Source organism: Kordia sp., from assembly GCF_022447245.1.
Classification (GTDB): domain Bacteria; phylum Bacteroidota; class Bacteroidia; order Flavobacteriales; family Flavobacteriaceae; genus Kordia.
The window spans coordinates 1-20,022 of sequence record NZ_JAKVBC010000046.1 but is presented as its reverse complement, the minus strand read 5'-3'; the positions used below and the strand labels follow the sequence as shown (position 1 = coordinate 20,022).

Here is a 20,022-nt window from a genome sequence, read left to right as displayed (position 1 = left end):
TTAGTTGTTTTGTTCCATCAACATGGTTAAGTGCATACATTTATACAAGTGACGATCACTAGTTTTTGATTGCTCCCAATCTTTTTGATGTAGTTTTTTGATATAATTTAATTTTTTAGTTGAACTCATAGGAAGTAAATTTAGGAAAAATGCCCATTTGGAACTTCCTAAGATGGCTCTGCGTTCTACCACTTTAAATTCTTTATGAAAGCGTTGCACAGTTTTTTTAGTAAACGGCCATTCCCAATCAGCATCTGATTGAAAAGGGCGATACATACCACGTATAATACGCAATGGTAAACTTGTTTTTAACGGATCATAAGAAATCAATTTTCCATCATCAGCTAGTTTTTCTTTGAGTTTACCAAATAAAAGGTCTAAACTTTCAAAGTGATGCAACACACCATACGCATAGATAATGTCAAAGTCCGTTTCTTTAAATTCTGGCGATAAAAAATCAACCGCTTCAGCTTTTGCATTCGGGAAATCTTTCAAGCGCTCGTTTAACTGTCCAATAGCTTTATCACTTAAGTCAATGCCTAAATAGCTTTTGGAATTTTCGGCTAAATATAAACTTAGGTGATTTCCTGCAAAACAGCCTAAATCCAATACTTTTTTATCGGATAAATCGCCCAACCAAGCTTTGTGCTTTTCATAAACTTGTTCGTTGATTTGTAGCTCTTTTCGGAAATCAGACAACAATTTATTTCGCATAAAAGACCAAAGCTTCGTTGCAAAATTCTTCTTTTTTACATTGTAGAATTCTTTCTGCTTTTTGTTGACTTCTAAGACTTCTTGTAAACGTGTATCACTCACTTTAATAGATTTTTGAGGCTAAATATAATAATTGTTACGAATTTACTTTTTTCTAGTGAATAATAGTAAATTTTTCTTTGAAATTAGATTGTTAGACTTGCTTTGTGTTTGTCGTTTGATTTGTAACTTTTTAATTTTTATGAAGTCTCATCAATTGATACTTTTATTAAAGTTTAATGAAATCAGATAAAGAAAATAAGAAAAAGAGGCTTAATGAATACAGAGATGCTGGTCCATTAGTTGTTGCAGAGATATTCGGAGCCATCTTTTTTATGATTATTGGCGGTTTTAGAAAGAATCATGAATACTATTATGATATTAGGTTTCAAAAAAGAAATGTTGCCGTTGGATATTTATTAATTGTTCTTTTTTGCATCATGTGTATGTACTGTGCTATACGTCCATAACATGATGGCTTGCAAAATGAAGGACGAATAGTTTTGTCAATTTCATTCTATAGTTTTGATTTTATGAAATTACACAAAAAAGTTATCGAATAATAAAAATTGGCTTTACAATTCCGTTGGAAGCGAAATATTGTTGAATTTCATTACTTTTTTCTTCTTTGATGATGATCATATCATACTTAGCTAACTCTTGTTTTACGGCTGCAATAGTTTTAGTAGCTGTTAATTTTGTGAAGGTGATTGGTTCACTGTTTGTTTGAATTGGTAGGAGCTCGTACTTTAAATGATATTGTGTAATATCTTCAATATTGTCATAGGTCATATACGCTACTTTTTCAACGTTTTCGTTTTGAATAAACGTGTCAAATTGAGTTCTGATTCTCAATCTGCTTTCTACAGAAGTATTTGGTGTAGAATTCATTAAATTTGAAAAGAACGATCGCGGAACAACCAACATAAATAGAAATAAGATCGCAATTATATAATAAGTATATTTCTTGTTAGTATTGTAAATTAAGATGCTAAAAAAGAAGAAAAAGGCTAAGAGTAAACTTCCCATATAGCGATAATAACTTGCCAATTCACTAGCCTCTTTTTGCGTGATTTCATAAAACACAAAGGCATAAATAAAAAGCAGTAAAATTGCATAACCAACAATTGCTAAAATCATAGTAGTTGCGAGTATGGTAAAACTATATTTCTTTGGAAAGTAGACTAAAAGTTGCTTTCTGTGATACAGAGCAATGCTGATTAATAAAAGGATAATAACTAAAGCACTTATTTTTATGTTGGAAGCATCTTGCAAAAACGACAAATTGATACCTGTATATTTTTGAATGTCTTTTTGAAGTGTTGTAGGCTTTAAAATGGCGCTTCCAATTTCTTGTCCGCCAAAGAAAAAAGCATCAATAAATGAATCGCGAATTGGGTAATAATAATCCGGCGGATTCATAATGTTATCAACTGTAATCTGCGAGGTCGTTTTAGAAATGGGTTGCGTATTTTTGATAGCAATAAATACTTTCCAGCTTCCATAGCAACTTATAATTATCAAACCTGCTAGCGCCAAAGGTTTTACTTTTTGTAAAAACTGTTCACGTATGTTGTTAGTAAAGAGGTAATTTACGCTAATAATACCTAATCCGATAATGCTAAATAGAATTCCGATTGGCTTTGTTAACGTTAGCGCTGCTAAAGGAATTGCAGCAAAAAGTAACGCTTTGTTTTTATCTTTCAATAGAAAATAAAATGCTAAACCAACACCTAAAAACATCGCTATAAAGTTATCTGCATACAAAAAGTAAATCGGCGTGCATAACACTTGATATGCTACAAATAATACTGTACATGTGAGAATTAAGTTGAGATATCGTTTTTTTTGTTTATAACAAATCATCGGGATAAACGCTAATGAAAATAGTACATGTGTCGAGATACTAATACCTTCATGAAAAGGTGTCGCAATGGTTTTGTTGAAATAGTATTGAATTAAGGTTGTGATTCGTGGGTATTCTGGGAAATCGGTAAAGTTGAGTCCGTATATTTCATTGGTCACAACCAATTCTTTGAGAGCAACTGCCCAAAAACTGAATTCGTCCCAAGCAGAAAAATAGGAGCTTCCATACAATGCAAAACTGAACCCAAAAAGTACAATGAAGATTCGTAATGGAAATTCGATAAAAACTTTATTAGTACCTTTCTTATGATTTTCAAAAGCGTAGTAAATAAAGCCAATTAATCCTAATGAAAACAATGCATAGGTGACTATTTGTAAAATTCCGAATAGCAATGCTATAGTTAATATAATTCCCAAACCACAAAACATCAGAATAGGAGTGAAACCGCTATAAATTTTGAACTTTCGCTGTAGAAAAAGCATGCTTCCTAAAAGCGAAATTAATAGAGTAAGTATGGTAAAAATAAGTTCAAACATAAGTGTTACAAACGTACAATAAAATGTTCTTTTACCTGTTCTTTTCGAAAAAATACAAATCCCCAAAAAAATGTATCAATCGTTACAATAACTTTTGGATGGTTTTTAATGGTTTCCCAAGCCTCAGTCATCTCTTTACTCCAATGAATATCGTCAAAGATAAAAACCGTTTCGTTATGTATTGTCTGGAGTAAAGTTTCAAAATACAAAAGAGTGGCTTCTTTTTGGTGATTTCCATCAAAATACACCAAATCATAATTTGTATTGATCAGCTTCGGAAGTTCAGTTTCAAATTCACCAACAATAAGCTTGATATTTTTCATTTTGTGCTTATCAAATTGATTTTGTGCAATCTTAGCAGTTTCTGGACAACCTTCAATAGTGATCAATTTATTAGCATTATAATGCAAAGCTTTTGAAGCCAAACCTAGTGAGGTGCCAATTTCTAGCGATTTGTTTAGTGTAAGATAATGTGTTAATCTATGGAGTAAACGAGCTCTTTTTCGTGAAATTCCAGCATTTTTTGCAATGGCGGAAACTTTTCGTTTGTTGGATGAAAATACTCTGCTTCCTGCACCAAAATCTTTAACTTCTATGAGGGTATGATTGTTAAGTAATTCCTTCCTGTATTGATCAATAAATGGATATTCATGGAACCTCTTTTTGTCATAAAAACACTGGGTTACCAAGTCATATACAAATGGCGAATGAATACCATGTTGATTGGTAGATTTGAAAAAGAATTTGAAGTAAGCAAAGATTTGATACCACATAATTAGTCTTCAATTTTAGCCGCCAATTCAAACCAGCGTTCTGTTTTTTCCTCTGACTCGTTGATGATTTTTTGTAATTCCATTGACTTTTCTTGAATTTCTTCTTGAGACAATTCACCTGTGACAAATAGTGCTTCAATTGCTTCTTTTTCTTCTTCCAAACGTTGAATGTCTTTTTCTAAGCGCTTGTATTCTTTTTGTTCGTTATAGCTAAGTTTGTCGCTATCATCTTGTCGCCACGATTTCTTTTCTTTTTTTTCAACGGTTTTCGTTTCAGGTTCAATACTATCTTCATACACTCTGAAATCCGTATAATTTCCAGGAAAATCTTCAATAACGCCGTTTCCACGGAATACAAATAAATGATCCACAATTTTATCCATAAAATAACGATCATGCGACACTACTAATAAGCAACCTGGAAAATCTAATAAAAAGCTTTCTAGTACATTTAATGTTACAATGTCTAAATCGTTTGTAGGCTCATCCAGAATTAGAAAATTCGGATTCTGAATCAATACGGTACATAAATACAGACGTTTTAACTCACCACCAGACAATTTCTCTACAAAATCGTATTGACGTTTTCTGTCAAATAAAAAACGTTCTAGCAATTGTGCAGCCGAAATAATACGTCCTTTTTTTAATGGAATATATTCGCCATATTCTTTAATAACATCAATTACTTTTTGACCTTCTTTTGGGTTGATTCCACTTTGCGTATAATAGCCAAATTTAATGGTGTCACCAACAATCACTTTTCCGCCGTCAGGTTTTAAATTTCCTGTGATCATATTCAAAAAGGTAGATTTTCCTGTTCCGTTTTTTCCTATGATTCCGATACGTTCGCCCTTTTTGAATACATATTCAAACTTATCGAGCAAGACTTTATTTTGAAATGATTTGGAAACATTATGTAACTCCAGAATTTTACTTCCCATACGTTCCATATTGATTTCCAATTGAACTTCCTGTTCTTTTCTACGTTGATGCGCTTTTTCTTTGATTACATAAAAATCATCGATACGCGATTTAGATTTGGTAGTTCGCGCTTTTGGCTGACGACGCATCCAATCGAGTTCCTTTTTATATAAATTTTTTGCTTTTTCCACAGAAGCTTGCTCTGCTTGTATTCGTGCTTCTTTTTTATCTAGATAATATGAATAGCTTCCTTTGTAATTGTATAATTGTCCGTTTTCAAGTTCTACAATCTCGTTGCACACACGTTCCAGGAAATAACGGTCGTGTGTCACCATAAATAAGGTTATATTTTCCTTTTTAAAATAATCTTCCAACCATTCAATCATTTCCAAATCAAGGTGATTCGTTGGTTCGTCTAAGATTAATAAATCAGGTTTGTTAATCAAAATTGTGGCTAATCCCAATCGTTTCTTTTGTCCACCAGACAAATTACTCACTTTTTGAGCTAAGTTTTCTAACTTTAGCTTAAATAGAATTTGCTTGTATTGAGTTTCAAAATCCCATGCATTGTGCAATTCCATTTGTTCAAATGCTATCTGATAGTTGTCTGTATCATCAGGATTCAGTAAAGCACGTTCATAATTAGCAATAATGTCTAAAATTGGATTGTCGGAAGCAAAAATGGTTTCCTCAATCGTAAGATTCGGATCTAAGCGTTCATTTTGTGACAAAAAAGCAATGTGAATTCCTTTTCGAGAAATAATTTGTCCGCTATCAGACTCTTCACGTCCAGTGATAATATTGAGGAGCGAGGTTTTTCCTGTTCCGTTTTTGGCAATGAATGCTACTTTTTGATCTTTATTGATTCCAAAAGAGATGTCTTTAAACAAAACACGTTCCCCAAAAGATTTTGAGATATTTTCGACGGATAAATAATTCACTTTGTTGATTTTTTTACAAATTAAGAATAAAAAGATCAGATAAGTCGCATAGAATTTTATTATTAATGTGTAAAACTTATATTTGCTTGTTAAACAACAGCACTCATTTAATGAATTTGAAAGCCCCAATATCAATTCTGATCATTTTTTTCATGTTAGCTTCTTGTGTTACCAATAAGGAGCTCACATACTTTGGAGAAAAAGAAGGTGATGAAGCACTTATTCAGCAATCGATAAAATTAAACGAAAAACCCTACAGGGTTCAGATAGGAGACTTATTATCTATCAATATTAAATCTACTGATGCAAAATTAGTTGCGATGTTTCAGCCTGTGTCAAATGAAAATTCAGGTAGCGGTCAATCAGAACAAACCATATACTACAACGGTTTTACTGTAAGTAAACACGGTAACATAGAAATTCCAATTTTTGGTGAACTCAATGTATTGGGATATACGCTTGATGAAATTGAAGATGCTGTCAAAAAGAAACTATTAGAAGAATATTTTAATAAGGAAGAAGATTTATTCATTGTTGTAAGATTGGCAGGATTGCGCTATACAATCATAGGCGAAGTTGGAAGTACCGGAATTTATACTTTATTCCAAGATCGTGTAAATATTATTGAAGCATTAGCAAGTGCAGGAGATATTACTACAGTAGGAAATAGAAAAGATGTTTTAATTATTCGTCAATATCCGCAAGGACAAAAAATTCATCATATCGATTTAACAAGTGTGGATGCTTTCAGTTCTCCATATTATTATATTCAACCCAATGATATGATTTATGTAAAACCATTAAAACAGAAGTCACTAGGGACAGGAACTACTTTGGTTCAATCAATTACCACTGTGGTTACAGTATTGTCATTGGTGACGAGTGTATTAGTATTGTCTAGAAATTTATAAGCGCATGGAAGAAGAGTTTGACGAATTAAAATCACAGAATTCTTTTGATATCAAAGCCCTCGCTTTTCGAGCGCTCAACTATTGGTATCTGTTTGTGATTACTTTAGGAATTGCTTTTGTGGTAACTTATTTCTACAATAAACGACTCGAACGTATCTATCGTATTGAAAGTTTGATCTCTATCAAAGAAGAGCAAAACCCTTTCTTTTCTTCAAGTATGAACCTTACGTTTAATTGGGGAGGCGCGAGTGATAAGGTAGAAACCATCAAAACAACTTTAAAATCAAGAGCTCATAACGAAAATGTAGTGCGTTTTTTGCAATCGTATATTCACTATAAAGTAGATGGTGCTTACAGATTGGAAGATATTCATACAAATGCTCCTTTTGTAGCAAGTCTTGATGAAGCATATCCACAACTCATCAATACACCAATTAAGATTGTATTTAAAGATGAACAAAATTATACCGCAAGTATCAATTTTACCACTTCGGAAGCTTTTAGTGGTTTAAAATACAAGCAAAATGAAGCAGTAGCAATAGTACCAGAAGGTGAAGTCTATACGGGCGATTTTGTCATGAATACGGAAGCTAAAACACCATATTTCAAATTTGCATTGACACCACGAGCAGATATTCAAATCAAAATAGGGCAACCGTATTATGTGTATCTAACAAGCTTAAATTCTGAAATCTCTAAATATCGTTCTATTGGTGTTAGTCTAAAAGTACAAGGTGCCTCTATGTTAGTGCTGAGTCTTACAGGTCCTAATAGAGCAATCTTAGCGGATTATTTGAATATGACAACGGAAATTTTGACAGCTAAGCAACTTGAAGAAAAAAATCAATTTGCAACCAATACTTTGGCTTTTATCGATAAAATGATTGTTGGTGTAGAAGATTCGTTGCGAAAAGATGAGCAAAAATTAAAACAGTATAAGCAAGATAATAAAGTATTTAATCCTACTGCAAAAGGAGAAGAAGTATTTGCGAAACTAAATCAATATAGCATTGAAAAGAATGCATATGTGTTGGAACTTGAATACTACAAGTTACTCGAAAATTACCTAAACAAAAGTACTGATTATAGATCCTTGCCTGCGCCAGCTTCTTCTGGAATTGATGATCCAAATATTGTAAACAATGTATCAAAAATAGTTGGACTTTCTATTAGAAGAGCCAAATTATCAGAAACCGTTAAAAATGATATATTTTTCAAAGAAATTGATCAGGATATTGAAGCGACAAAACGTGTATTATTAGAAAATGTAAAAACAGCACGAGCTTCAACGAATATAGATATTGCTAATGTTGAAACCAGAACAGCACGTGCAAATGCCGAATTCAGAAAACTGCCAGAAGAAGAGCAACAATTATTCAATATAGAACGTAGCTACAAAATTAGCGAAGCCTCATATACCTTATTATTAGAAAAGAAAAATGAAGCAGGAATTGTAAAAGCAGCCAATGTTTCAGATGTAAAAGTAATTGACAGCGCTAAGGATTTGGGACAAGGATCAATTTCACCTAATACTAATAAAAACTACTCTGTGGCTTTATTTATGGGACTGTTAATCCCATTAGGATTTGTGTTTATTGTTACGCTATTAGATAACAATATTAATACACCAGAAGATATCAAAAAGCTATCAAATATTCCAATTTTGGGCATTGTCAGCAGAAGTAGAGGTGAAACCAATTTGGTAGCGTTTGAAAGATCAAAATCATCTGTGGCAGAATCGTTTAGAGGAATTCGATCAAGTTTGCAATACATCTACAAGAATTTAGAAAAAGATAAAACTAAAACAGTTTTGATCACCTCTTCGGTCAGTGGTGAAGGGAAAACTTTTTGTTCTATCAATATAGCGTCAGTATTTTCTTTGACTGGAAAAAAGACTATTTTAGTTGGTTTGGATTTACGTAAACCTAAGATTTTTGGAGATTTTGGTATAACAAATGAAATTGGTGTAGTAAACTACCTGATCGGACAAAAAGAAATGGAAGAAGTCATTCAACATACAAAATATGATAATTTGGATGTGATTACTTCTGGACCAATTCCTCCAAATCCTTCAGAACTGCTGATTAGTCAGCAATTGGAAGAATTTATTAAAGAATTAAAGCTACGCTATGACTATATTGTGTTAGATACACCGCCATTAGGGCTGGTTTCTGATGCTTTAGATTTAATTGCTCATGCAGACGCTACAATATATATGGTTCGACAAGACTATTCAAAGAAAGCCATGTTGAACATCATTAACGATAAATATAAAAAGGGAGAAGTCAATAATATCAGTTTCGTATTCAATGATTACCGTCAAAAAGCAAAGTATGGCTATGGTTATGGCTACGGCTATGGCTATGGTTACGGTTATGGAAACTATGGAAATGGATACCACGAAGAAGAACGCCGATCGTTACTGTCTCGTCTCACAAAACCTTTTAAAAGAAAATAAACTAACAATCCCCAAATATGAAATACTTTTAAAAGGTATTTCAATAGAAAGTGATTATGACGATATTAGGAATATCAGCATTTTACCATGATTCTGCTGCAGCAATCATTCAAGATGGAAACATTTTAGCAGCAGCACAAGAAGAGCGTTTTACACGTAAAAAACACGATCCTGCCTTTCCTGCAAATGCAGTAAAATACTGTTTGGAGTATACAGGGAAAACCATTGATGAACTTGATGCCGTAGTTTTTTATGACAAACCTTTATTGAAGTTTGAGCGTTTACTAGAAACCTATTATGGTTTTTCTCCAAAAGGAGTATCTTCCTTCATTACGGCAATTCCAGTTTGGTTGAAAGAAAAAATGTTCTTAAAAAAATTAATCAAGGACGAATTGAAAGAAGTGCAGTCGTTCAACAAGAAAAAGCTAAAACTGCTTTTTCCAGAACATCACTTATCGCATGCGGCAAGCGCTTTTTATCCATCGCCTTATGAAAAAGCTGCTATTCTAACTTTAGATGGTGTAGGAGAATGGGCAACGGCTTCTATATGTCTAGGTAATGGTAAAGACATTACCATGCTGAAAGAATTGCAATTTCCACATTCTTTAGGGTTATTGTATTCAGCGTTTACCTATTTCTTAGGATTCAAAGTAAATTCAGGTGAATACAAGCTTATGGGATTGGCGCCGTATGGAAATCCACAATCGGAGCGCGTGCAAAAATTTAAAGAAATCATCAAAACGAAACTCATCAAAATTAATGATGATGGTTCAATTTGGTTAGATCAAAAATACTTTAACTATGCGGTCGGATTGCGCATGGTGTATGATAAAAAATGGGAAAAACTATTCGGTTTCCCCAGAAGAACTTCTGAATCTGAATTTGAACAACAGCATTCCGATTTAGGATTGGCAATCCAAGAAGTAACAGAAGAAATCATTATCAAACTTGCCAAACACGCAAAGGAAATTACGGGAGCAGACTATTTGTGTATGGCTGGTGGAGTTGCGTTGAACTGTGTAGCAAATGGAAAATTGCAGAATGAAAATATCTTTAAAGACATCTTCATTCAGCCAGCAGCAGGAGACGCAGGAGGTTCGTTAGGAGCAGCATTGACGGCTTATTACACATACTTTGAGCAAGAACGTAAGGTGGAGTCAAACGATGCAATGAACGGTTCGTATTTAAGGCCTGAATTCTCAGACTTAGATATTGAAAAAATCAATAGAAAATACAACGCAAAAGCCACATATTTCTCAGATTTCAATAAGTTGACAAAGGAAGTTGCAAAATACATTTCAGAAGGAAACGCCATTGGTTGGATGCAAGGACGCATGGAATTTGGTCCGCGTGCGTTAGGACGTAGAAGTATCTTAGGTGATGCGCGAAATCCAGAAATGCAGAAAAAACTCAATCTAAAAATAAAATACAGAGAATCGTTCCGTCCGTTTGCGCCATCAGTACTTTCGGAAGATGTGAATGAATTTTTTGATTATGATGGAATTTCACCATACATGTTATTGGTACATAAAGTACATCCGAACATTAAACACCAAGTGCCAGCAAACTATCACGAATTACCAATACGTGATAAACTCTATGTGCAACGTTCGTCATTACCTGCAATTACACATATTGATTTTTCAGGAAGAATTCAAACGGTACACAAAGAAACCAACACTGAATATTGGGAATTGATCAATGAATTCAAAAAGCTGACAGGTGTTGGAGTAGTGGTAAACACGAGTTTCAATGTACGTGGAGAACCAATTGTATGTACACCAGATGACGCGTATCGCTGTTTTATGCGAACGGAAATGGACTATTTAGTAGTCGGAAATTACGTGTACAAAAAAGAAGAACAGCCAAGTTGGCAAGATACAGACGATTGGAAAGAAGAATTTTTATTAGATTAGAGACCTGTGTGGAAAACAATTAAATATAATCTCATTGTCTTATTGGTGCTTATTGTGCTGATAGAAATCATTCTACAGTTTTTTCCAGTGCCTGATCCGTATGAAGCAACAAAGAAAAACATGTTTATTCCAGCAGTTGGAAACATGTACATAGAATCGCAATTTGAGCCAAATACAAAACTTGAATTTGCTACGGAAGATGGTTTGTTAGGCTTTGAAAACTACAAAGAAAAGACCAACTTTACGATCAATAATGTAGGTTTCCGAGGCGATAAGCTCAAAATGCCGAAACCTAACAATGAATACAGAATCTTTGCGATTGGAGGAAGTTCTACAGAAAGTTTATATGTAGATGATGCAGATGTGTGGACACAAGTATTGCAAGACAATTTAAATCGAGATAACTACCAAAATAAAACGGTAAAAGTTTACAACGCAGGGAAGTCTGGAGATAACATTCAGGATCATGTGGCAATGTTGTCACACAGAATCATACACTTACAACCAGATGAAGTGATTGTTTTTTGTGGTATCAATGATGTTACACGCCTAATGTTAGATAAAAATCCTTTAAAATTCAATTCAAAACAAAACGTAGATACAGAAATTGGATTCTCTCAAGTATTGAGTATTTTTCTATATGAATTTCAAATTCCTAGACGTTTATACTACGCATTCAAAAGTGAGGAAGATGCGTTAGAAACAATAGAGATTGAATCGAAATATAAGAAAAAAGTAGAAAAAACAAAGTCTCGACCTATTGAAAATCAGTTACCTACAACCGATTATGGGAATTATGCAAATAAATTAAAAACCTTAATAGGGATTTGTCAGGCAAATGATATAAAGCTTATATTTGCCACGCAAGTGGTGACTTGGGATACGGAAGAAGAAGCCTTGCAGAATTGGCATTGGATGACCTCGCGTGGTGGTGTTCGTTACAACGCAAAAATGCTTCAGCAAAAAGTAGATAGCATCAATGATGTTACAGTAAGAGAAAGTATGAAATTCTCAATTCCTGTATTCAAAACAGATTCTATTATTTCGAAAACAAGCAACTATTTATATGACGATTGCCATTTTAACCCTTTGGGGAACAAAAAAATGGGCGACGAATTAGCAACATTTATAAAGACTTTAAATCAATAACCTATGGAGTTTTTAAAAGATCTATTTAGATTCTTAAAAGAACGAAGAAAATTCTGGCTTTTGCCAATGATAATCGTATTACTATTACTAGGAATCATCTTAGTTTTAGGTGGTGGATCAGCAATTGCACCATTTATCTATACCTTATTCTAATATGAAGGAAAGTAATTCAAAAGTAATCTTAGTCATGGTGATGGGGTTTTTGCTGATAGCACCCTACCTCCACTTTAGAACTGAGTATGCAACTGCTGCAAAAGTATTGTTTATTATAGCATTAAGTGTCGGAGTAGGATCATTTATTCCACCATTAGAACGCTTGATTGTATGGCTATGGGGTAAATTTGCCTTGGGTTTAGGATGGTTCAATACACGAGTTATATTATCCGTTGTGTTTTTTATCTTTCTAACGCCATTTGGACTTTTGTCAAGAGTATTCTCTAAAAAAAGTGGACTAAAGCTAAAAAATGATTCCAATACAACTTTTGTAGAACGTAATCATACCTACTCAAAAAAAGACTTAGAAAATATTTGGTAACCTAAAACTCAATCTGTTTGGACAAGCCCCAAAAACATACTTGGTTATTTGAAATATCTCCAAAAAGCAATCTCCTCGATTTCAAATTCAAAGAAATTTGGCAATATCGCGACTTGTTAATGCTTTTTGTGCGCCGTGATGTGGTTACTTTATACAAACAAACCGTATTAGGACCATTATGGTATTTAATTCAACCCTTGTTGACTTCGGTAATTTTTACTTTGGTTTTTAATGGAATCGCAGATATTCAAACAGGAACAGTCAATGCTTTCTTGTTTAACCTTGCAGGAATAACCATTTGGAACTACTTTGCCGAATGTCTCAAAGCTACTTCTGATACCTTTAAAAAAAATGAAAACATTTTTGGAAAAGTATATTTCCCAAGAGTTATCATGCCGCTATCCATCACAGTTTCCAACTTATTAAAATTTGGAATTCAAGTACTGATTTTTACAGCTTTTTATATATTCTTTGCGATCACAGGTAATGCAGGAAGCATTTCTCCGTATCTAGTATTATTGCCAATTATTGTATTTATCATGGGAATGCTAGGTCTAGGTTTAGGAATGATCATTTCATCCATGGTGACAAAATATCGCGATTTAACATTCTTAGTTCAGTTCGGAATTCAGTTGCTAATGTACGTTTCTGCTGTCATGTATCCGCTTGCAATCGTATCAAAAAAACTGCCATCCTATGTTTCATGGATTGTGGAGTTTAATCCTTTAGCAAGAGTAATTGAGTCTTTTCGTTATATGGTATTTCAACAAGGAAAATTTGATATTGGATTTATATTTCTCACCTTAGGAATCTCAATTGTAGTATTTCTATTCGGTTTGATCATATTCAACAAAACAGAACGTAATTTCATAGATACGGTATAATGCAGGAGAAAGACATCATATTACGTGTAGAAAAGCTTTCGAAACAATATCGTTTAGGCGTTATTGGTACAGGAACTATCAGTCATGATCTAAACCGCTGGTGGCATAAAATTCGTGGAAAAGAAGATCCGTATACACGTATTGGCGAACGGAATAAACGTAATACAGTTGGAAAATCGAATTATGTATGGGCAATCAAAGATATTAGTTTTGATGTGCGTAAAGGTGAAGTATTAGGAATTATTGGAAAAAATGGTGCAGGGAAATCGACATTATTAAAAATTCTTTCCAAAGTAACCATGCCAACGCAAGGAATCATTCGTTCTAAAGGTAGAATTGCTTCCTTGTTAGAAGTTGGAACAGGATTTCACCCAGAATTGACTGGAAAAGAAAATATCTTTCTGAATGGCGCTATTTTAGGAATGACCAAAGCGGAAATCAAATCGAAATTTGAAGAAATTGTAGAATTTGCAGGAGTTCAACGATATGTTGATACACCTGTAAAACGGTATTCTTCTGGAATGAAAGTACGTTTGGCATTTGCAGTAGCAGCACATTTAGAACCTGAAATTTTAGTAGTAGATGAAGTATTGGCAGTTGGTGATGCGGAATTTCAGAAAAAAGCCATTGGAAAAATGCAAGACATTGCCAAAGGTGAAGGGCGAACAGTTTTATTTGTAAGTCACGATATGGATGCCATTCAAAAACTAACACAACGTACAGTAGTGTTGGCAGATGGAGAAGTCATTTTTGATGGTGATACAGATACAGCAATTCAAGCCTACTTAAATCAAGGAATGGATATCAAACCTTATCACGAATGGGAAAGCATGGAAACGGCACCAGGAAATGATTTTGGACGTCTAAAAAGTGCAGCAATTCGTAATGAAAAAGGAGAATTGTGCAATCGCTTTAGCGTACGTGATGACATGTATGTGGAAGTTACCTATTGGGATTTAAATACAGAATATCACAATACAGCCATCATTCATGTGGTAAATGAACGCGGACAGCGCTTATTTGCTTCTAATGAATTTAATGCACCAGATTGGTTGGAATATCATGATAAAACCAATAAAGGAATTGTGACAGCTACTTGTAAAATTCCTCGTCACTTCTTAGCAGAAGGGCAATTTAGCTTGTTAGTTGCTGTTGGAAACTACAATCCAGAAATTATTCATGCGGTTGAAGACAACTTATTAAGTTTTGAAATATTTGATGATACTACAGGTGATGGAGTGCGCGGACCGTACGCAGGAAAATGGCCAGGACTGATGCGCCCAATGTTATCGTGGAAAATCAAAAAACAACCTTTAGACCCTAAATAACCCAAAAATGAATCAAGCCTACATAAAACTTCGAAAAGACATCATTGCATTGATTGAAGGCAAAGATCTAAAAGTCTTAGATGTTGGTTGTTCCAACGGAATCAATGGAAAATGGTTGCTCGATCAAGGAATGGCAACAGAAGTCATTGGTGTAGAAACACACGAAGAATCGGTTGTAAATGCTAAAAAAAATATCACAAAAGTGATTGAAAAAAGCATTGAAGATCAAGAATTGTTAGAGAGTTTTAAAGGAGAAGATTTTGATTATATCATTTTGGGAGATGTTTTAGAACACTTAATTGATCCGTGGCATGTATTGTCGGAATTAGAAAAATCATTAAAACCTACGGGAAAAATGATCATTTCCTTGCCAAATGTACAGCACTTAGAAACTTTGAAGCACTTAGTATTTAAAGGGAAATTCCCGTACGAACCAAGCGGATTATATGATAAAACACACATGCGTTGGTTTACACTAAAAAACATCGAAGAATTAGTGGATCAAGCAGACATGAAAATTGAAGAATTAACACGTGTTATGCGCTACAGTGCTTACAAAGGTGGTTTTCCATTTATTCCAAGAGTCTTCAAGAAATTAGGATTTTTCAAAAATTACTTTACATTTCAGTATGTATTTCGCTGTGTAAAAAAATAATATGTTATTTTCTGCTATCATATTGTCCAATACCAAAAGTCAGTCGATTTTCGATATGACGCTGCATTGTATTGAGAGTATGATGGAAGCAGAAAAAGACAACCCTGATGTTGAATTTGAAATTTTATTGATAGAAAGTAACAAACAGATTCAAAACTCATTCTACCAATTTCCTGAGTATGTAAAAGTGATCATTCCTACGGAAGATTTTAACTTTCATAAGTTTCTAAACATAGGAATCAAAGCTGCTTCGGGTGATTTTGTTGGGTTATTTAATAACGATCTCATCTTTCAAAAAAACTGGTTTACAGAAATTCTAAAAGTAAAGCAGAAATATCCGAAAGTGCAGTCGTTTTGTCCTGTAGATTACGATTCTAAATTTACACCTCAACACTTTTTCAATGGAGAAAATTTTCTCTTTGGATTCAAAGTCCGAAGGCATATTGTAGGTTGGTGTATCATTGCAGAAAAATCTATGTTTGCTAAAACAGGTTTGTTAGACGAGCGTTTTAGTTTTTTCTATGCAGATGATGATTATAGTTTAATGTTGCAGAAATATGGAAAAAAGCATGTAATTGTAGCAAATTCAGAAGTTTCGCACCTAGAAAGTAAAGTTTCCAAAGAATTAGAAAAAAAGAAAAGTGCCTTTTTCGATGATGTGAAAATTCCTGAAAAAGACATTCCAAAATACATCTATACAGAACAACATCGTTGGATGTTGGATCGTAAAAAATTATTGCAAGGACATATCATCTTTCATAAAAAATGGGGAAGCCCAAAAACAATTGCTATTAAATCAAAATTGGCACGTATTTGCATAGCAAATGGACTTGGTTTTCTGAATAAATACTTCATGTGATGAATGTACTTTTTTTAGTAAATAACACGAAAATCTCTCCGAACGCCAATGGTGGCGCGTCTGTGTACTTTAGTCATTTGCAATTACTAGCAAGACTCAATTACAAAAATCATGTCTTATTTGTGGATTTTAAAGACAAGCCAGAAGCAAAAATTTCATCAGAAGTCAATTCAGAATACATTCAAGAAATACAAGGATTTTATACAGAAATAAATCATTTTCAGGTTGCACAAGTTCATCCAAAAGGGATGTTTGATCGTATCAAAAAAGCAATTTTTGCACCTGAAAAATTTGAATATTTTTTTGTGAATTCGAAAAATGAGCAAATTTTAAAAGAATATATCTCAAAACATAAGATCAATCTAGTTTGGGCAGAATGGCGTTGGACAGCAATTTTAGCAAACTATTCCAATCTAAATATTCCGATTGTCTACGCGCATCACGACTGGGAATTCAAGTTACGAAAACTAAAAAGTAAACTTTCGTTGTTGCAAAAATTTCACTTGCAACAAAAGAAAAGAGTAGAGCTGGAGCTTGTGAAAAATGTATCAGGCTGCGTTTCGGCCTCGTATACGGAAACTCAAGAAATCAAAGATTACGGAAATCCAAATGCAGTATACATACCATTGACGTATCGGGAAGTTGAATTGGTTGAACATACTGAAGAAGCACCAACGATAGTGCATTTAGGTGGCATGGGAACAACAGCAAACAGAATCGGGTTAGAACGATTTTTAGAAGTTTGTTGGAATAGATTGAAAGCGAAAATTCCTAATGTAAAACTGAAAGTTATTGGAAACCTAAAATATGCTTCCGAATCGTTAAAAAAACGTTTGGAAGACGCGCAAATACAATGTTTAGGTTTTGTGGAAGACTTAACACCAGAACTAAAACCATACGATATTCACATCATTCCTTGGGAATACAATACTGGAACACGAACACGAATTCCGTTGGTTTTTAATTACGCACAAGTATTGGTGTGTACTAAAGAAGCAGCAAGTTGTTATCCAGAAGTCATTCACGATCAAAACAGTATATTAAGTAACGATTTACAACAGATGATCAAGCAATTGGTGGATTTGTATAACAACAGAGAAAAGCGGATATTTATAGGCGACAATGCACGAAAAACGTTCATAGAAAACTTTACAGTTAATGAGCAATTGGAGAAGTTGAAAGGGTTTTTGGAAGCATTGAATGTTAAGTGTTAAATGTTGAATTTTAAATTAAATCAAACGTCAGTTTGTGTTACCAAAACCAAGTATTCAAAACCTAAAGACAAATACCTAGAAAACCATGAAAATAACCTACATCATAGCAGAAATTGCACAAGCACACGACGGAAGTCTAGGAATGGCGCATGCGTATATTGATGCTGTGGCAAAAACAGGCGCAAATGCAATCAAGTTTCAAACACATATTGCGGCAGCAGAAAGTAGTATTCATGAGCCATTCCGAGTAAAATTTTCTAAACAAGATGCCACACGTTATGAGTACTGGAAACGTATGGAATTTACATTGGAACAATGGAAAGAACTCAAATCACATTGTGATGAAGTCGGTTTAGGTTTCTTATCGTCTCCATTCAGTAACGCAGCAGTAGATTTGTTGGAAGAAGTTGGTGTATCGTGTTATAAAGTAGGTTCTGGGGAAGTCAATAACTTTCTATTGTTAGAAAAAATTGCCAATACAGGAAAACCAATTATCATTTCTTCAGGAATGAGTTCCTTTGTAGAATTGGATGAAACCGTAGCTTTTCTAAAAGAAAAAAACTGTGAGTTCTCTATTTTGCAATGTACAACTTCGTATCCAACAGCACCAAAACAATTTGGATTAAATGTTATTCAAGAGCTTAAAGATAGATACAACGTAAAAATTGGGTTTTCCGATCATTCCGCAGGAATCGAAGCGGGAATTGCTGCAGCAACATTAGGTGCAGAAATCTTGGAATTTCATGTCGTATTTGATAAAGAAATGTTTGGACCAGATGCAAAATCATCACTTACATTTCTAGAAGCGACAAAATTGGTCAGTGCTATCAGAAACATTGATGAGGCATTGAATCATCCGATAGATAAAAAAGATAATTCGCAATACGCTGAGTTAAAACAAATCTTTGAAAAATCACTAGCGATCAACAAAGACTTACCAAAAGGATATGTACTAACGTTTGATGATTTAGAAGCAAAAAAGCCTAAAAATTATGGAATCTTAGCGTCCAAATTCCAAGATGTTATCGGGAAAAAACTCGTAAATGATATGAAACAGTGGGATTTTTTAAATGAAAAGGATTTGGTTTGAAGTTACAATAAAAGTTAATCAAAACGTCAGTTCGAGTAATTTTTGTCATATTGAGTGAAGTCAAAATGGAAATAAAATTGTGTCTAGAGCAATTATGATACTAAAAGTACTTTATTTCACAATTTCACTAGAGCTGAAGATAATAACAAACAAATTGACAACAGACAAATCAACATATAATCCAAAAAGCTAAAGCTGACCGCTAAAAGTAAAGAGAAGAATGAGCAAACGAAAAATATGTGCCGTAGTAACCGCACGACCATCATACAGTAGAATAAAGACTGCGTTAAAAGCAATTCAAGAGCATCCAAACTTAGAATTGCAATTAGTAGTCGCAGGTTCTGCATTATTGGGACGTTACGGGAATGCTGTAAAAGTTATTGAAAATGATGGTTTTAAGATTGATGAAAAAGTGTTTATGGTCTTGGAAGGAGAAAATCCAACTGCCATGGCAAAAACCACAGGATTAGGTGTGATGGAACTTTCGAATGTATTCTACAATCTAAAACCTGATGCAGTAATTACAATTGCAGATCGTTTTGAAACCATTGCAACAAGTATTGCGGCGGCATATCAAAACATTCCATTAGTGCACATACAAGGTGGAGAAGTAACAGGAAATATTGATGAAAAAGTACGTCATGCCAACACCAAACTAGCAGATTTGCACTTAGTGGCTTCTGAAGATGCACGCGATCGAGTAATAAAACTAGGAGAAGATCCAGCATATGTCATCAATACAGGTTGTCCATCAATTGATATTGCAAAAGAAGTATTCGATACAAAAGATTACAAATTCGATCCAATCAAAAAATATGGTGGAGTAGGAGCTGATTTAGATATTTCTGACGGTTATTTGGTAGTAATGCAACATCCCGAGACCAATCGTTACAAATCGGCAAGAGAAGACGTATTATGTACCTTAAAAGCGATTCATGAACTCAACATTCCAACATTTTGGTTTTGGCCAAATGTAGATGCTGGTTCAGATGGAACTTCGAACGGAATTCGTTATTTTCGAGAAAATTTCAATCCTGAAAACATTCGATTCTTCAAAAACATGGAACCAAATGACTTTTTACACTTATTGAAAAATTGCGATTGTTTGGTTGGAAATTCCAGTGTTGGAATCCGAGAATGCTCGTTTATCGGTGTGCCAACTGTTAATATAGGTACACGTCAAAATCGCCGTCAACGCGGAAAAAATGTAATTGATGCTGAATATGATAAAG

General features: G+C 34.0%; 18 protein-coding genes. 14 read left to right on the top strand and 4 right to left on the bottom strand.

Annotated features, from left to right (window positions below; genetic code table 11):
- Positions 1-816 carry a class I SAM-dependent methyltransferase gene (locus tag MK119_RS21675; protein WP_290683315.1) on the bottom strand — a complete coding sequence of 272 codons (816 nt, stop codon included), beginning with the start codon at positions 814-816 and terminating at the stop codon, positions 1-3.
- A gap of 176 nt (positions 817-992) precedes the next feature.
- On the opposite strand from MK119_RS21675, the gene MK119_RS21670 reads away from it, so the two are divergent.
- Positions 993-1,223: a hypothetical protein gene (locus MK119_RS21670; protein ID WP_290683313.1), complete on the top strand. Its 231-nt coding sequence runs from the start codon at positions 993-995 to the stop codon at positions 1,221-1,223.
- An 82-nt stretch (positions 1,224-1,305) separates the two neighbouring features.
- On the opposite strand, the gene MK119_RS21665 is transcribed toward MK119_RS21670, so the two are convergent.
- Genes MK119_RS21665 through MK119_RS21655 form a run of 3 tightly spaced genes read right to left on the bottom strand, consistent with a single transcriptional unit; the run spans position 1,306 to position 5,791 of the window.
- Positions 1,306-3,156, bottom strand: coding sequence for a hypothetical protein (locus tag MK119_RS21665; protein WP_290683311.1), 1,851 nt, complete (start codon positions 3,154-3,156; stop codon positions 1,306-1,308).
- A gap of 5 nt (positions 3,157-3,161) precedes the next feature.
- Positions 3,162-3,929 carry a class I SAM-dependent methyltransferase gene (locus MK119_RS21660; RefSeq protein WP_290683309.1) on the bottom strand — a complete coding sequence of 256 codons (768 nt, stop codon included), beginning with the start codon at positions 3,927-3,929 and terminating at the stop codon, positions 3,162-3,164.
- Positions 3,930-3,931: 2 nt separating this feature from the next.
- Positions 3,932-5,791, bottom strand: a complete 1,860-nt coding sequence (locus MK119_RS21655) for an ABC-F family ATP-binding cassette domain-containing protein (RefSeq protein ID WP_290683307.1) — start codon at positions 5,789-5,791, stop codon at positions 3,932-3,934.
- 152 nt (positions 5,792-5,943) lie between these two features.
- Between MK119_RS21655 and MK119_RS21650 the strand changes: the two genes are divergently transcribed.
- The 13 genes from MK119_RS21650 to neuC form a co-directional block, all read left to right on the top strand.
- Positions 5,944-6,702 carry a polysaccharide biosynthesis/export family protein gene (locus tag MK119_RS21650; RefSeq protein WP_290683305.1) on the top strand — a complete coding sequence of 253 codons (759 nt, stop codon included), beginning with the start codon at positions 5,944-5,946 and terminating at the stop codon, positions 6,700-6,702.
- Positions 6,703-6,706: 4 nt separating this feature from the next.
- Complete coding sequence (locus tag MK119_RS21645; protein WP_290683303.1) at positions 6,707-9,160, top strand: tyrosine-protein kinase family protein; 2,454 nt, start codon at positions 6,707-6,709, stop codon at positions 9,158-9,160.
- 56 nt (positions 9,161-9,216) lie between these two features.
- On the top strand, positions 9,217-11,076 hold the full coding sequence (locus MK119_RS21640) for a carbamoyltransferase (RefSeq protein WP_290683301.1): 1,860 nt from the start codon (positions 9,217-9,219) through the stop codon (positions 11,074-11,076).
- A 6-nt stretch (positions 11,077-11,082) separates the two neighbouring features.
- Positions 11,083-12,225 (top strand): SGNH/GDSL hydrolase family protein, encoded by a 1,143-nt coding sequence (locus tag MK119_RS21635; RefSeq protein WP_290683299.1) that lies wholly within the window; start codon positions 11,083-11,085, stop codon positions 12,223-12,225.
- 3 nt (positions 12,226-12,228) lie between these two features.
- Positions 12,229-12,378: a DUF5989 family protein gene (locus MK119_RS21630; protein ID WP_290683297.1), complete on the top strand. Its 150-nt coding sequence runs from the start codon at positions 12,229-12,231 to the stop codon at positions 12,376-12,378.
- A gap of 1 nt (position 12,379) precedes the next feature.
- Entirely contained in the window at positions 12,380-12,760 is a 381-nt protein-coding gene (locus tag MK119_RS21625) for an SxtJ family membrane protein (RefSeq protein WP_290683295.1), read from the top strand.
- Between the two features lie 17 nt (positions 12,761-12,777).
- Positions 12,778-13,644, top strand: coding sequence for an ABC transporter permease (locus MK119_RS21620; RefSeq protein ID WP_290683293.1), 867 nt, complete (start codon positions 12,778-12,780; stop codon positions 13,642-13,644).
- On the top strand, positions 13,644-14,972 hold the full coding sequence (locus MK119_RS21615) for an ABC transporter ATP-binding protein (protein WP_290683291.1): 1,329 nt from the start codon (positions 13,644-13,646) through the stop codon (positions 14,970-14,972). The genes MK119_RS21620 and MK119_RS21615 overlap by 1 nt, the downstream gene beginning before the upstream one ends.
- A gap of 7 nt (positions 14,973-14,979) precedes the next feature.
- A complete protein-coding gene (locus MK119_RS21610; RefSeq protein ID WP_290683289.1) occupies positions 14,980-15,627 on the top strand; it encodes a methionine biosynthesis protein MetW in 648 nt (215 codons plus the stop codon).
- A gap of 1 nt (position 15,628) precedes the next feature.
- A complete protein-coding gene (locus tag MK119_RS21605; RefSeq protein ID WP_290683287.1) occupies positions 15,629-16,486 on the top strand; it encodes a glycosyltransferase in 858 nt (285 codons plus the stop codon).
- Entirely contained in the window at positions 16,486-17,700 is a 1,215-nt protein-coding gene (locus MK119_RS21600) for a glycosyltransferase (protein WP_290683285.1), read from the top strand. Before MK119_RS21605 ends, MK119_RS21600 begins: the two co-directional genes overlap by 1 nt.
- Positions 17,701-17,785: 85 nt before the next feature.
- On the top strand, positions 17,786-18,790 hold the full coding sequence (locus MK119_RS21595) for an N-acetylneuraminate synthase family protein (RefSeq protein WP_290683283.1): 1,005 nt from the start codon (positions 17,786-17,788) through the stop codon (positions 18,788-18,790).
- A gap of 220 nt (positions 18,791-19,010) precedes the next feature.
- Positions 19,011-20,022: UDP-N-acetylglucosamine 2-epimerase (gene neuC / locus MK119_RS21590; RefSeq protein WP_290683281.1), on the top strand; the 1,012-nt coding region annotated here is incomplete at its 3' end.

What these genes read in the sequence shown, in the direction of transcription:
- MK119_RS21615 (WP_290683291.1), top strand. Translation starts at nt 13,644, where the DNA reads ATGCAGGAGAAAGACATCATATTACGTGTAGAAAAGCTTTCGAAACAA.
- MK119_RS21605 (WP_290683287.1), top strand. Translation starts at nt 15,629, where the DNA reads ATGTTATTTTCTGCTATCATATTGTCCAATACCAAAAGTCAGTCGATT.
- MK119_RS21640 (WP_290683301.1), top strand. Translation starts at nt 9,217, where the DNA reads ATGACGATATTAGGAATATCAGCATTTTACCATGATTCTGCTGCAGCA.
- MK119_RS21595 (WP_290683283.1), top strand. Translation starts at nt 17,786, where the DNA reads ATGAAAATAACCTACATCATAGCAGAAATTGCACAAGCACACGACGGA.
- MK119_RS21610 (WP_290683289.1), top strand. Translation starts at nt 14,980, where the DNA reads ATGAATCAAGCCTACATAAAACTTCGAAAAGACATCATTGCATTGATT.
- MK119_RS21650 (WP_290683305.1), top strand. Translation starts at nt 5,944, where the DNA reads ATGTTAGCTTCTTGTGTTACCAATAAGGAGCTCACATACTTTGGAGAA.
- MK119_RS21660 (WP_290683309.1), bottom strand. Translation starts at nt 3,929, where the DNA reads ATGTGGTATCAAATCTTTGCTTACTTCAAATTCTTTTTCAAATCTACC.
- MK119_RS21645 (WP_290683303.1), top strand. Translation starts at nt 6,707, where the DNA reads ATGGAAGAAGAGTTTGACGAATTAAAATCACAGAATTCTTTTGATATC.
- MK119_RS21670 (WP_290683313.1), top strand. Translation starts at nt 993, where the DNA reads ATGAAATCAGATAAAGAAAATAAGAAAAAGAGGCTTAATGAATACAGA.
- MK119_RS21600 (WP_290683285.1), top strand. Translation starts at nt 16,486, where the DNA reads ATGAATGTACTTTTTTTAGTAAATAACACGAAAATCTCTCCGAACGCC.
- MK119_RS21630 (WP_290683297.1), top strand. Translation starts at nt 12,229, where the DNA reads ATGGAGTTTTTAAAAGATCTATTTAGATTCTTAAAAGAACGAAGAAAA.
- MK119_RS21625 (WP_290683295.1), top strand. Translation starts at nt 12,380, where the DNA reads ATGAAGGAAAGTAATTCAAAAGTAATCTTAGTCATGGTGATGGGGTTT.
- MK119_RS21665 (WP_290683311.1), bottom strand. Translation starts at nt 3,156, where the DNA reads ATGTTTGAACTTATTTTTACCATACTTACTCTATTAATTTCGCTTTTA.